14 protein-coding genes are annotated in these 12,392 nt (G+C 41.5%); 10 read left to right on the top strand and 4 right to left on the bottom strand.

From position 1 onward, the window contains the following. Positions 1 to 34 precede the first annotated feature (34 nt). Positions 35 to 409: a hypothetical protein gene (locus Q0590_RS02200; RefSeq protein ID WP_302035839.1), complete on the bottom strand. Its 375-nt coding sequence runs from the start codon at positions 407 to 409 to the stop codon at positions 35 to 37. A gap of 231 nt (positions 410 to 640) precedes the next feature. Between Q0590_RS02200 and Q0590_RS02195 the strand changes: the two genes are divergently transcribed. From Q0590_RS02195 to Q0590_RS02150, 10 genes are all read left to right on the top strand, one after another. Further along, positions 641 to 1,897, top strand: coding sequence for a bifunctional 3,4-dihydroxy-2-butanone-4-phosphate synthase/GTP cyclohydrolase II (locus Q0590_RS02195; RefSeq protein WP_302035838.1), 1,257 nt, complete (start codon positions 641 to 643; stop codon positions 1,895 to 1,897). Between the two features lie 33 nt (positions 1,898 to 1,930). Beyond that, positions 1,931 to 2,650 (top strand): hypothetical protein, encoded by a 720-nt coding sequence (locus tag Q0590_RS02190; RefSeq protein WP_302035837.1) that lies wholly within the window; start codon positions 1,931 to 1,933, stop codon positions 2,648 to 2,650. Between the two features lie 110 nt (positions 2,651 to 2,760). Then, positions 2,761 to 3,534, top strand: a complete 774-nt coding sequence (surE, locus tag Q0590_RS02185; RefSeq protein WP_302035836.1) for a 5'/3'-nucleotidase SurE — start codon at positions 2,761 to 2,763, stop codon at positions 3,532 to 3,534. A 207-nt stretch (positions 3,535 to 3,741) separates the two neighbouring features. Next, positions 3,742 to 4,662 (top strand): DUF8428 domain-containing protein, encoded by a 921-nt coding sequence (locus tag Q0590_RS02180; RefSeq protein ID WP_302035835.1) that lies wholly within the window; start codon positions 3,742 to 3,744, stop codon positions 4,660 to 4,662. A gap of 276 nt (positions 4,663 to 4,938) precedes the next feature. Continuing rightward, a complete protein-coding gene (locus tag Q0590_RS02175; protein WP_302035834.1) occupies positions 4,939 to 5,352 on the top strand; it encodes a hypothetical protein in 414 nt (137 codons plus the stop codon). A gap of 121 nt (positions 5,353 to 5,473) precedes the next feature. Further along, complete coding sequence (rpsF, locus tag Q0590_RS02170) at positions 5,474 to 5,845, top strand: 30S ribosomal protein S6 (RefSeq protein WP_302035833.1); 372 nt, start codon at positions 5,474 to 5,476, stop codon at positions 5,843 to 5,845. Then, positions 5,842 to 6,093: a 30S ribosomal protein S18 gene (gene rpsR / locus Q0590_RS02165; RefSeq protein ID WP_302035832.1), complete on the top strand. Its 252-nt coding sequence runs from the start codon at positions 5,842 to 5,844 to the stop codon at positions 6,091 to 6,093. The genes rpsF and rpsR overlap by 4 nt, the downstream gene beginning before the upstream one ends. 79 nt (positions 6,094 to 6,172) lie before the next feature. Beyond that, on the top strand, positions 6,173 to 6,616 hold the full coding sequence (rplI, locus tag Q0590_RS02160) for a 50S ribosomal protein L9 (RefSeq protein WP_302035831.1): 444 nt from the start codon (positions 6,173 to 6,175) through the stop codon (positions 6,614 to 6,616). A 133-nt stretch (positions 6,617 to 6,749) separates the two neighbouring features. Then, the gene (locus Q0590_RS02155; protein WP_302035830.1) at positions 6,750 to 7,733 is read left to right on the top strand and encodes a GSCFA domain-containing protein; all 984 of its coding nucleotides are present in this window, start codon (positions 6,750 to 6,752) and stop codon (positions 7,731 to 7,733) included. A gap of 19 nt (positions 7,734 to 7,752) precedes the next feature. Further along, complete coding sequence (locus Q0590_RS02150) at positions 7,753 to 8,982, top strand: MFS transporter (protein ID WP_302035829.1); 1,230 nt, start codon at positions 7,753 to 7,755, stop codon at positions 8,980 to 8,982. 83 nt (positions 8,983 to 9,065) lie between these two features. On the opposite strand, the gene Q0590_RS02145 is transcribed toward Q0590_RS02150, so the two are convergent. The 3 genes from Q0590_RS02145 to Q0590_RS02135 all read right to left on the bottom strand — a co-directional run bounded on the left by Q0590_RS02145 (position 9,066) and on the right by Q0590_RS02135 (position 12,369). Next, complete coding sequence (locus Q0590_RS02145) at positions 9,066 to 9,767, bottom strand: head GIN domain-containing protein (protein WP_302035828.1); 702 nt, start codon at positions 9,765 to 9,767, stop codon at positions 9,066 to 9,068. Between the two features lie 76 nt (positions 9,768 to 9,843). Continuing rightward, the gene (locus tag Q0590_RS02140) at positions 9,844 to 10,617 is read right to left on the bottom strand and encodes an SDR family NAD(P)-dependent oxidoreductase (RefSeq protein WP_302035827.1); all 774 of its coding nucleotides are present in this window, start codon (positions 10,615 to 10,617) and stop codon (positions 9,844 to 9,846) included. An 84-nt stretch (positions 10,618 to 10,701) separates the two neighbouring features. Beyond that, complete coding sequence (locus tag Q0590_RS02135) at positions 10,702 to 12,369, bottom strand: UxaA family hydrolase (RefSeq protein ID WP_302035826.1); 1,668 nt, start codon at positions 12,367 to 12,369, stop codon at positions 10,702 to 10,704. Positions 12,370 to 12,392 lie beyond the last annotated feature (23 nt).

Genomic DNA, 12,392 nt, shown 5'->3' with positions numbered 1-12,392 from the left:
ACACTGCCAAGAGCTTTTGTCAGGTATTTATTTTTCAGCTGTGCTTTACTACTTCCCGGTTTAGGCGGAATATTTTTACTATCAGCCGGAATTTCCGGTTGCGGCCCAGGGCATACATCGCTCTAAGTAAAAGCATAAAACTCCCGCTGATTAGTATAGCAAAGGTAATAGAACTGCCTGTATCAAACGTCCTTTTGCGGAAAATCAGTACCAGCACGGTTACTAGTAGTACCACACTCCAGATAATTGCTTCCAGCAGAATAGCTTTTTTTCTCCTGAGCGAAAATCTGGACAGTTCCTCAATAGCCAAGGCTTCTTCCTTCTCATCCATATCCAGCTGTATGTTATGATAGCTGGTAAAGCGGTTAATTTCTTCGATCAGAAATGTTTTTGCCTTTTTGTTTAGCATACAAGAAAGCTATGGGAAAACACAGATTTCATACAAAGTAGTATATTTTTACAATATAAGAAATGCAACTGTTCTGAAAAATAACATTTTGCCGTAGTGTGTCATAATCCTTTATAAATCCTACCTTTGATTCTCATTTAATACACATACCTGTGGTCTGGCGGCAAACGCAGCGGAGAATAGATTTATTTTTGCAAAAATTTTGTTACAGCTACAGATAAATTATTTAGTATGAATCCGGAAACATCAATCAGATTAGATTCTATAGAAGATGCCATAGAAGATATCAGGCAAGGCAAAGTAATTATCGTGGTGGATGATGAAGACAGGGAAAATGAAGGAGATATGGTATGCGCCGCTGAAAAAGTTACGCCTGAAATTGTCAATTTTATGATTAAGGAAGCCAGAGGGTTAATGTGTGCCCCGCTTACCGAAGAAAGATGCACGGAACTTGGATTAGAGATGATGGTAGGCCGCAATACAGCTATTCATGAAACACCCTTTACTGTATCTGTAGACCTGCTGGGCCATGGCTGTACTACCGGCATTTCTGCCAGCGACCGGGCAAAAACTATTCAAGCCCTGGTAAATCCGGCTACTACCCCTGAAGATCTGGGCAGGCCAGGACATATTTTTCCGTTACGGGCGAAGGCTGGAGGAGTGTTACGGCGCACCGGACACACGGAGGCTACCGTAGATTTTGCCAGGTTAGCCGGTTTTAAACCTGCCGGTGTACTCATTGAGATTTTGAATGAAGACGGCACGATGGCCCGTTTACCCGAACTCCGCAAAATAGCCGATAAGTTTGGGTTAAAATTGGTTTCTATTAAAGACCTGATAGAGTACCGGCTGGAAAAAGAAAGCCTTATTAAACGGGAGATAGGCGTAGACATGCCTACCGATTTCGGGCACTTCGACTTGATTGCCTACCGGCAGGAAAACACCGGTGACTTGCACCTGGCCTTGGTTAAAGGCACCTGGGAGAAAGATGAACCAGTGTTGGTAAGGGTACATTCCTCGTGTGTAACAGGCGATATTTTTGGGTCGTGCCGCTGCGATTGTGGGGGTCAGTTGCATACGGCCATGCAGATGGTGGAGGCAGCCGGCAAAGGCGTTGTATTGTATATGAACCAGGAAGGCCGCGGAATAGGTTTATTGAATAAGCTGAGAGCCTACAAACTTCAAGAGATGGGCCGCGATACGGTACAAGCAAACCTGGAACTGGGCTTTAAGATGGACGAACGCGATTATGGTGTAGGCGCGCAGATACTCAGAGATTTAGGTATTACTAAAATCAGATTAATTTCCAATAACCCGAAAAAAAGAGCCGGATTAATCGGATATGGCCTGGAAATTGTAGAAAGTGTGCCCATCGAAATACCGTCTAACCCCTTTAATGAGAAGTATCTGGTAACTAAACGGGATAAAATGGGGCATACCATTTTAAAAGCCGTATCGTATACAAATAATGGACTTGAGCAGCAGTAAGGTAAATGCTTACTGCTGTGCTTAACTAAGCCTATGTTGCATATTGTTTTCAAAAATAGAATAGCTACCTCTTTGCTACCAGTTAGCAGGCAAACTACTAACAGCCAACTATCTATAATTGGGCCTGAATGTATAAAAATCAGTTTACTGCTTTGGTTGTTAGTAGTTGCCGGAACCGGCCTGGGTTACGCACAAGCAGGTGCCGGTAATGATAACTGGTATAGAGGCAGCCTTATTCTGGTGGAAGGAGATTCCCTTAGCGGCGATATTCACTACGATTTGCAGAATAACCTGGTGCAGATAAATGCAGGAAATGCCATTAAAGCCTATTCTGCCAGGCAAATCTGGGCTTTTACTTTTTATGACCCGGATATGATGACCGACCGTCAGTTCTATGCCTTGCCCTATAGCGTAGAGTCGAATTACAAAGCGCCGGTATTGTTTGAATTACTTACCGAAGGAGACGTTAGCTTGCTGGCCCGCGAACGGCTGGTTACTGAAAATGTGCCACAGTATGGATATGGAGGGTTTGGAAATTACTCTTATCTGCGTACACGCATCCGCCGCGACTATTTTATGGGTTTTGCCAATGGAACAATCAGAAACTATGATGGAACCAAAAAAGACCTGTTATACCTGCTCAGAGATAAATCCAGTGAAGTAAAGAAGTTCATTAATGCCCATCGGTTCCGCTTTGATGATACACGTGACCTGATACAAATACTTAACTATTACAATTCTTTAAAAAAATAATACAGGAAAAAGACTTATCCTGCGGCATTGTTGCAGGGAGTAAATATATTTGAGCCTTGAAAACTCTTTCAGGTGTACAGGGCTATATTAATTTACTAATCAATCAATAAATGGCTAAGAAAAAACCATTAATCCTCGTTTCTAATGATGATGGAATTACTTCCCGCGGAATAAAAACCTTAGTGGAAGTAATGTGTGAATTAGGCGACGTAATAGTTGTGGCACCCGATAGTCCGCAATCAGGTATGGGGCATGCTATTACGGTAGGGAACACGCTGCGCCTGGACAGAAGCACTATTTTTGAAGGCCTGGATGCCTATGAATGTTCAGGTACACCGGCCGATTGTGTAAAACTGGCCAAACATTACGTATTAAAAGACAACTCTCCAGACCTGGTAGTTAGTGGAATAAATCATGGCAGCAATTCATCCATCAGTGTACTGTATTCGGGTACAATGTCTGCTGCTATTGAGGGCGCCATTGAAGGTTTTCCGGCGATTGGTTTTTCTTTATGCGATTATTCCCTGCAGGCTGATTTCTCCCATACCAAAGAGTATGTAAAAAAAATTACCCAACAGGTATTAGAATTTGGCTTACCCAAAGATATTGCGCTGAATGTGAATATTCCGGCTAAGTCCAGTGAGAAAATAAAAGGCATTAAAATATGCAGGCAAGCTCATGCCAAATGGCAAGAGGTATTCGACCAGCGGAAAGACCCCAACGGCCGGCGCTACTTTTGGATGGCCGGAAATTTTGTTAACCACGACAAAGGTGAAGATACCGATGAATGGGCTTTAGCTAACAACTATGTATCAATAGTACCCTGCATGTATGACCTGACTGCCCATCATGCGTTATCTACACTGAACCAGTGGAATATCTGATTTTTGCGTATTTTTTATTGAAAATATACTACTATACCTTTCTATAGTTCTGTATAACTGAACCAATATATCTTGTCTATACGAAAAAAAACTTACATATGTAGGGCTTGTTTGATGGATTATCAACAAGTAAATTGTTTGTTTTCACTCAATAAAAAACTAATTTTACAAACTCTAATACCCTTATAATTAATAATTAAAACTAATATGGCTGATCAGAATCAGGAAAAACAAGGAAGTAGAAAGATATTGCTTACTATCTTCATTATTGTGTTGATAGCGTTAAATGGAGTTTTGCTTTATTTGAACATTAAAAACAAAGAGGAAAGCCAGCAAAAGGACGTAGTGATCCAGGCGAAAGATGCCGAGCTGGATGCCAACACTGTTAAGTTAGATTCCATTTCCAGGCAACTTGACCTGAGAATTGCCGAAGTACAACGGCTGGGTGGGGATGTAGAATCATTGACAGCTGCCAAAGCGCAGCTTGAAAAGGACAAAGCATCTTTACGGACAGCAAGCAATGCCGAACGCCGCCGCCTGATGGAAAAGGTTGCCGACTACGAAACATTGTTAAATGCTAAGGATGAAGAAATTGCAAAACTGAAAACAGTAAATCAGGAGTTATTCACAGAAAATACCACACTAAAAACCAAAGCTAACCAACTGAATGAATCAATCACGGTTATAGAACGTGATAAACAGGCACTGGCGGAAAAAGTAGCTATTGCTGCTGCATTAAAAACAGAAAATCTTGCCATTAATGCCATTAACGACAAAGGAAAAGAACGCGATGGAGGTGCATATAAAGCCAGACAAGTAGACAAAATAAAAATCTCTTTCACCCTGGCCGAAAATAAAGTGGCTGAGGTTGCAGCGAAAGATATTTATATGCGCTTAATTGAGCCAGACGGTGCAGCTCTGTTTGATCTGGCTACCGGTGGAGGTACTTTTATGGTAGAGGGGAAAGAAACTTTTTATACTGCCAGACAAGAAATTTTGTTTGATAATACAGGCCAGAAAGTAACCTTTGTTTACGACAAAGGAAACCCCTACAAAGAAGGCAAGCATACAGTAGAATTATATGCAGATGGCTATTTAATTGGTCAGGGATCATTTGTAGTAAAATAAATTTAAAATATAGGGTATACTCAAAAAGGGAAGCATCTGCTTCCCTTTTTGAGTATATACACCCCACTAAACTATAGGTATCGAATATCTTGCTGAAAAAACTTTATACATTCAAGATATCCTGAGAATTGAACGGAAGATGGATATTAAAACTATTAGCATTTATCCATACCTCCATGCAACCCTTCAATGCATTATTGAGTCTTGTGTATAGATTCGGTTGTACAATGCTGAAGCTACCCTAGTATACCACCCCATTTTAGTATTGAGAATTGTATGCGCTCAACTGCACTTATACAGGTATTAGTATATCACTTTTTGTTAATGGTAGCTGCCATTAGTATGACGGGTTGTGAGAAAGAGCCTCAGGCAAACATATGCGTAAAGGGCAAAGTAATCGGGCAAGGTTGCCTGACAGGTTCATATGCCATTATGCTGGAAGGAAAAAATGCTGACTATGGTATTGCAGAGAGCATAGCGTATGACAATGTGGTAGAAACCCTCAACTTGCCAGATGAATATAAAATAAATGGGTCGGTTATTTATTTCACTTTTACAAAGCCAGTAGAAGAACTAGGCAAATACCTCACGTATTGTACCTCTGCGCCACAAATTGTTTTGCACAATATTTCCGATACCGAATGCCCCGTATCGTTGCATGCACAGCAGGTAAGCGAAGTATCAGAATAGTTACCTGATACGGGCAAGAATTAATATTAAACTTTTTCTACCACTTGTTTTCCACGGAGCTATTACTTAATTTTGCAGGCTCAAAATCAATTTCACCATTTTACATAGTAAAACCCAAATCATGGAAGTAAAAAACTATGAGACAGTATTCATTTTAACTCCCGTTTTGTCTGATGTTCAGATGAAGGATACTGTCGAAAAATTCAAAAAAGTGCTGGTGGACAATGGCGCGGAGATCGTTCACGAAGATAACTGGGGGCTAAAGAAGCTGGCTTACCCGATTGGCCACAAAAATTCAGGTTTTTATCAATTCTTTGAATTCAAGGCTGATACACAATTAATTGCTACACTGGAAACAGAGTACCGCCGCGATGAGCGCGTATTACGTTTTCTGACCACAGCGTTAGATAAATTTGCTGTAGACTACAACGAAAGAAAAAGAAAAGGTTTAGTAGGTAGAAAAAGAACTGAAGAAAAGGAGGCACAAGCATGACACTGATGAACGAACCCATGCACAAAAACGAGAATAGAAAAAAATATTGTCGTTTCAAGAAAAATGGAATCCGGTATATAGACTATAAAGACGCTAATTTCTTATTGAAGTTTGTGAATGAGCAAGGCAAGATTCTTCCCAGAAGAATTACTGGTACCAGCTTAAAGTTTCAGCGTAGAGTAGCACAGGCCGTAAAGCGGGCAAGACATTTAGCTCTGCTTCCATACGTAACTGACTCATTAAAATAACTGGTCATGATCAATGAATCATACGTAACTATCAGTTATGTATGGTTCATTCTTCGAACATCATTAATCATTCAAGACAATGGAATTAATATTAAAAGAAGATATAGCAGGCTTAGGTTATAAAAACGAAGTAGTGAACGTAAAGCCTGGTTACGGACGCAATTACCTGATTCCGCAAGGGTATGCTGTTATTGCCAATGCTTCCAATAAAAAAGTAATGGAAGAGAACATAAAGCAAGCAGCACACAAAGCGGATAAAATTAAAAAAGATGCAGCTGACCTGGCTGCTTCTATTGGCGACACGGTGCTTGAAATACCTGCTAAAGTGGGTGAGAGTGGCAAAATTTTCGGTAAGGTAACTACTTTGCAAATATCAGATTCATTGAAAGCCAAAGGTTTCAGTGTAGACAGAAAGAAAATCTCTTTCGAATCTGAAGTTAAAACAGAGGGAGAATATACTGCCCTGCTGGATCTGCATAAAGATATCAAACACCGCATTACATTTAAAGTAGTGGCCAGTTAATACTTAGAATTTTTAGCGATTTTACGGATAAGTACGTATAAAAAAGCGTTTCACCTTATGAAACGCTTTTTTTGTATATATCTGTTTCTTGTTTATATAGTCCATTTCTGAGCCAGTAGACATACCGGGTTTTATGAAATTCAGAACAGAAGTACACATACCGCCTGCTAACACCAAAATATCGTTGCATACCCAGATTCTGTCTTTAGGCTCATGCTTTGCCGATGTGATGGGTGCCCGGTTACAGCATAACAAGTTTAGGGTAATGGTTAATCCGTTTGGTGTTATCTACAATCCAGTATCCATTTTAAAATTACTAGAAGCTGCTATTGCTAAAAAAAATCTTCCGGAGGAGTTATTGTGGCAACACCAGGACTTATGGTATCATTATGACTTGCATTCCGAAATAGTGGCTTCTACTGCCGACGAACTAAGGGAAAAGACTAAACATCTGTTAGCAGAAGTTGCCCGGTTTATAGCTGCTGCTGATGTGCTCTTGCTTACTCTGGGAACAGCTTTTGTCTACCGCCTTAAAGAAACCAATACGGTAGTAGCTAATTGCCATAAAGCACCCGCATCTTTATTTTCAAAAGAATTACTAACAGTGACTGAAACTACCCAGGCTGTTTGTGCTTTATACAACCTCCTTAAAACTATACGGCCCGATATACACATTATTCTAACAATAAGCCCGGTGCGGCACGTAAAAGACGGTATCCCAGAAAACCAGGTAAGTAAATCTGTTTTGCGGGTAGCCTGTCATGAAGCAGGTCTGCAATGTCCGCAACTGACTTATTTTCCGGCGTATGAATGTATGCTGGACGATTTACGCGATTACCGGTTTTATAAAAAAGATATGCTTCATCCGACTGAAGTTGCAGAAGAGTATATCTGGGAAAAATTTGTGGATGCTTATATGGAGCAGGGAACAAAAGAGTTTTTGAAGGATTGGGAAAGTGTAACTAAAGCCATGGCACATACACCTTTTCATCCGCAGTCGGTGGCCCATCAGGCTTTTTTACGTAAAACCAGAGAAAAGCTCATACAGTTACGTACGTATGTAAATGTAGATGCTGAACTTGAACTGATCACTAACCAAATTAAATCGAGCCATTAATGGCCATTGAATACTACGCATGCCTACCAGTTCTTCCGCTTCTTTTTCAGTCACACAAACGTTGTATCCGGTGCTGCTCACCATCAGCATGGTGCATTTGCTGAATGATACCATTCAATCTGTGATACCAGCCATATTCCCCATTATTCAACAGACTCTGAAACTCTCCTATGTGGAGCTAGGTATGATTGCTTTTGCCAATAACTTTATTGCTTCCATTATGCAGCCGGTTATTGGCCGTTATACCGATACCAAGCCCTTGCCATATTTATTGCCCGTAGGCATGGCTTTTACATTGGTAGGAATGCTGTTACTAGCATATTCTTTCAATCTGGCATTAATCATCGTTTCTGTATCCTTGGTAGGAGTGGGGTCGGCTGTTTTTCATCCCGAAGGCTCACGTGTGGTTATTATGGCAGCAGGCCAGCGAAGGGGTCTTGCCCAATCTATATTTCAAGTGGGGGGAAATGCCGGACAATCGTTGGCTCCCTTAATGACGGCCTTAATTTTTGTTCCTTTAGGGCAATCTGGTGCTATATGGTTTACTGTTCTGGCTGCTTTAGCTTTTATTTTACTGCTTTATATTGCCAGTTGGTACCGCCAGCAAGTTGCCGTGCTTCCAACAGTTCCTGTAGTGAAAACAGAGAAGGTACCCACCGTAAGAAATAAGAAGGTAACGTTTGCGCTGATTCTGATTGTGTTTCTCGTATTCGTCCGGGCATGGTATGGTACAGGTATCACAAACTATTATGCCTTTTACTTGATTGAGCATTATGGCTTAAGTATAAAAGATGCCCAGTTTTATATATTTCTGTACCTGCTGGCTGGCGCTATTGGTATATTCTCCGGTGGCCCTTTATCAGACAGATTTGGAAAGAAAAATGTTATTCTTTACTCGATGATTGCCTCAGCGCCCTTATCCTTTATTTTGCCATACGTAAGCTTGCCCTGGGTATATCCTATTCTTATACTAAATGGGTTTATTATTCTGTCTAGTTTTTCGGTTACCCTGGTATATGCGCTAGAACTGATACCTGGCCGGATCGGTACTATTTCCGGACTAATATTTGGCTTGTCATTCGGCATGGCTGCCATTGGAGCTATAGCCTTAGGTAAACTAGCCGATGAGTTTGGGCTGCAATTTATTATGATTGTCTGTGGTTGCCTGCCTGCCCTTGGCATATTTACCTTCCTGCTACCCTCTGAAAAGCAGATACATCAGTGGAATGCGGGATCTACCCAATACTAGCATAGGTAGTCTGGCCAAATAAGTATATGAATACAAAAAAGCCGTGATAACTCACGGCTCACACATTAAATAAGTATATAAGCTTAGTTTGCTTTGCTGATGTTTCCAGAGCCTGACACCCGTACATTCCGAATATTCGGTTCGCCTTTATACTTAATATCGCCGGAACCAGATACGCTTGCCTCCAGGTTCTGACTTACATTAATGTTTACATCTCCCGAGCCGCTAATACTTACTTTGCTATCTTCACTTTTTAGATCAAAGGCGTTTATTTTACTGGAGCCACTAATGTGCAACGATTGTTTTTTGGCTACCCCGGCTACATCTATATTGGAAGAGCCAGAGTTATGGATCTCAAAATTATCTGTATTTACAGAGGTCAGTTTAATGTTGCCTGAACCACTGCTATGGAGAGAAAAATTATCTGCACGGATATCGGTGTTGCACACAATTTCAGAAGAACCAGAAGAATGAATAGCTTCTATATCTTTATACGTAACAACGAATTTAATATCTGTATTGCGGTAGTTACCTTTCTTCAGGTAAAGCTTCAGTTTTTTACCCTCCACTTCGGTGAGTATATTCTCCATATCTACATTTCTGGATTCAATACTTACCGATTCAGTAGTACCTTTGGTAAGCACTACATCAAACCCTCCGCTAACATGTACTTCGTTGAATGGTTGAAGATTTCGGGTTTGCGAACTTTGAGCAACCGACAGGCTGCACAATAGGAGGCTATACGTAGCCAATGCAACAGTTAAAGAGAAAAGATACTTTTTCATAAGTATATAGGTTGGTGTATGAAGATTAAGATGCTCTTTCTGATAAAAGGTTGCATGGCCGGAAGTTTTTTTTCTCTTATTTTATCCGTAAAAAGCCCCCGTCAATATTATAGTCGCTGCCTGTAACAAAGCCTGCTTCATCAGAACATAAGTATAATACCAGAGCTGCCATTTCATCCGGAGTACCCATCCGGCCGATTGGTTGTGTTTTAGAAAGTTTTTGAAACATTTCCTGCTCTTGCCCAGGGTAATTCTTTTTCAAGAAATCATCTACAAAAGGCGTATGCACCCGGCCTGGAGAAATACAATTACAGCGGATATTCTGATCTATATAATCACGGGCTACGGAAAGGGTCATGGAAAGTACGGCTCCTTTGCTCATAGAATAAGCAAACCGGTCGGGTATGCCAATAATTCCGGCGATAGAAGCCAGATTTACGATTGCCCCACCGCCAGTAAGCTTCATTTTTTCAACGCCATATAATAGGCAGTTATACACGCCTTTTACGTTTACCGCAAAAAGTCTGTCGAAATCGGCTTCAGTGGTTTTTTCCAGGTTACCAATATGCGATACTCCGGCACTGTTTACCAGAATATTTACTTTGCCTAAATCTGCATAGATCTGGTCAAATACCTGCTTAACCTCCGATTGTTTGGAAACGTCGCAGGTATATAAACTAGCTTTGCCGCCAGCATTTGTAATCTCCTGAATGGTGGATTCGCCATTTGCTTTGTTTAATTCAATAATAGCCACCTGAGCTTCTTGTCTGGCAAATATTTTGGCAATGGCTTTTCCAATGCCACTGCCGCCTCCGGTGATAACAGCTGTTTTTCCGGTTAACTGGAACATGAAATAATGATAGGGTTTAGGGGATACTATATATGTTAAATAAACCTCAGCAATTTTGTATCTGACTGGGTTTTAAAAAAATCCTTATAAAGAAACGCCACGTTTCCAGGGAATAAAATCATCCTGCCCGAGTTGTACTGATTTAGGTATGACTTCGCCACTGGCGGCCCGGATACAATATTCTAATATTTCTTCGCCTTTGCTCTCGATGGTAGCTTCTCCGGTAATAATATCGCCAGTGTCAATATCAATAATATCTTTCATCCGCCGGGCGAGTGTTGTATTGGTAGAAACTTTAATTACCGGGCACACCGGATTACCAGTAGGAGTACCCAGGCCAGTGGTGAACAGAATAAGGGTAGCCCCAGAACCTGCTTTTCCGGTAGTGGCTTCTACATCGTTTCCTGGCGTACATACCAGACTTAAGCCTGGTTTATTAACAGGTTGTGTATAATCCAGTACATCCACAATAGGGGAGGTGCCGCCTTTCTTAGCCGCTCCGGCAGATTTAATTGCATCGGTAATGAGTCCATCGCGGATATTGCCTGGAGATGGATTAGCATCGAAACCGGAGCCTACAGATTCCGCCTGGGCAGCGTAGGATTTCATTAGCCGGACAAACTTATCGGCAACTTCGTTATTTACACAGCGGTCGGCCAGTTCCTGCTCTACGCCACAAAGCTCTGGAAACTCAGCAAGTAACACAGAGCCACCTACGGCCACCAGTAAATCTGCTGCATAGCCTACCGCTGGGTTAGCAGAAATTCCTGAAAATCCATCAGAACCGCCGCATTTCACTCCCAATACTAATTTGCTGATCGGGGCAGGCTGACGCACCAATTTGTTTGCTTCGATTAGCTGTACAAAAGTTTGTTTAATGGCTTCTGTTACCAGACTCTCTTCCGACTGACTTTTTTGCTGCTCGAACATCAACAAGGGCTTATTGAATTTTGGATTCCGTTTATAAATCTCCCGCTGGAAGTCGTCTAGTTGCAAGTGCTGGCAACCCAGGCTCATAACTGTAGCCCCTGCCACATTGGGGTGATCAATGTAAGCAGTCAGTAAGGAACTCAGGATAGCAGAATCTTGCCGGGTTCCGCCACAGCCTCCCTGGTGGGTAAGAAACTTTATGCCATCTATGTTTGGAAAAAGCCGGTTTGTGTTGAAATGCTCTTCATTGAGCTGCAAATCTGTGGTAAGCATAGCATCAGGCGGTGTGCCATTTCTGAACATTTCTACCAGTTGCCTGGTGTAGTTCTTGTATTTTTCTGTTTTGCCGTATCCCAGCTCTTTATTTAACGCATCTTTAATAAACTCCAGATTGCGGTTTTCACAAAAAACGGTAGGGATAAACAACCAGTAATTAGCCGTCCCTACCTGCCCATCAGAGCGGTGAAAGCCCATAAAGGTCCGGTTCACCCATTTAGAAACATCCGGGGCCACCCATTGGTATTCTTTCATTTTACCAAAATAATCGGAAGCCGCATGCTTAAGGTTGCGTGTAGAAACTAAACCACCTTTGGAAATAGGCTGCGATGCTTTGCCTACCAGAACTCCATACATAAAAACCTGGTCTCCGGGCTGAAGGCTGGCGGTAGCAAATTTGTGCTTTTGCGGAACAGTTTCTGGAAGTACATAGGTTTCTCCTTCATATTCCACGCTAGTACCTGCCGGAAGATCGGTTAGGGCTACTATGACATTATCTGCCGGATGTACTTTAAGCACTTTTGTATTTTTAATTTCTGTTAGCATAAGGCTGCTGAAAGAATTGTTTC

Source organism: Rhodocytophaga aerolata (genome assembly GCF_030503435.1).
Classification (GTDB): domain Bacteria; phylum Bacteroidota; class Bacteroidia; order Cytophagales; family 172606-1; genus Rhodocytophaga; species Rhodocytophaga aerolata.
The sequence above is the reverse complement of the archived record's forward strand: the minus strand, read 5'-3'. Positions and strand labels throughout refer to the sequence as shown.

Bases quoted from the DNA above. Each gene is read 5' to 3' on its own strand.
- Q0590_RS02200 (WP_302035839.1), bottom strand. From the start codon at position 409: ATGCTAAACAAAAAGGCAAAAACATTTCTGATCGAAGAAATTAACCGC.
- Q0590_RS02195 (WP_302035838.1), top strand. From the start codon at position 641: ATGAATCCGGAAACATCAATCAGATTAGATTCTATAGAAGATGCCATA.
- Q0590_RS02190 (WP_302035837.1), top strand. From the start codon at position 1,931: ATGTTGCATATTGTTTTCAAAAATAGAATAGCTACCTCTTTGCTACCA.
- surE (WP_302035836.1), top strand. From the start codon at position 2,761: ATGGCTAAGAAAAAACCATTAATCCTCGTTTCTAATGATGATGGAATT.
- Q0590_RS02180 (WP_302035835.1), top strand. From the start codon at position 3,742: ATGGCTGATCAGAATCAGGAAAAACAAGGAAGTAGAAAGATATTGCTT.
- Q0590_RS02175 (WP_302035834.1), top strand. From the start codon at position 4,939: ATGCGCTCAACTGCACTTATACAGGTATTAGTATATCACTTTTTGTTA.
- rpsF (WP_302035833.1), top strand. From the start codon at position 5,474: ATGGAAGTAAAAAACTATGAGACAGTATTCATTTTAACTCCCGTTTTG.
- rpsR (WP_302035832.1), top strand. From the start codon at position 5,842: ATGACACTGATGAACGAACCCATGCACAAAAACGAGAATAGAAAAAAA.
- rplI (WP_302035831.1), top strand. From the start codon at position 6,173: ATGGAATTAATATTAAAAGAAGATATAGCAGGCTTAGGTTATAAAAAC.
- Q0590_RS02155 (WP_302035830.1), top strand. From the start codon at position 6,750: ATGAAATTCAGAACAGAAGTACACATACCGCCTGCTAACACCAAAATA.
- Q0590_RS02150 (WP_302035829.1), top strand. From the start codon at position 7,753: ATGCCTACCAGTTCTTCCGCTTCTTTTTCAGTCACACAAACGTTGTAT.
- Q0590_RS02145 (WP_302035828.1), bottom strand. From the start codon at position 9,767: ATGAAAAAGTATCTTTTCTCTTTAACTGTTGCATTGGCTACGTATAGC.
- Q0590_RS02140 (WP_302035827.1), bottom strand. From the start codon at position 10,617: ATGTTCCAGTTAACCGGAAAAACAGCTGTTATCACCGGAGGCGGCAGT.
- Q0590_RS02135 (WP_302035826.1), bottom strand. From the start codon at position 12,369: ATGCTAACAGAAATTAAAAATACAAAAGTGCTTAAAGTACATCCGGCA.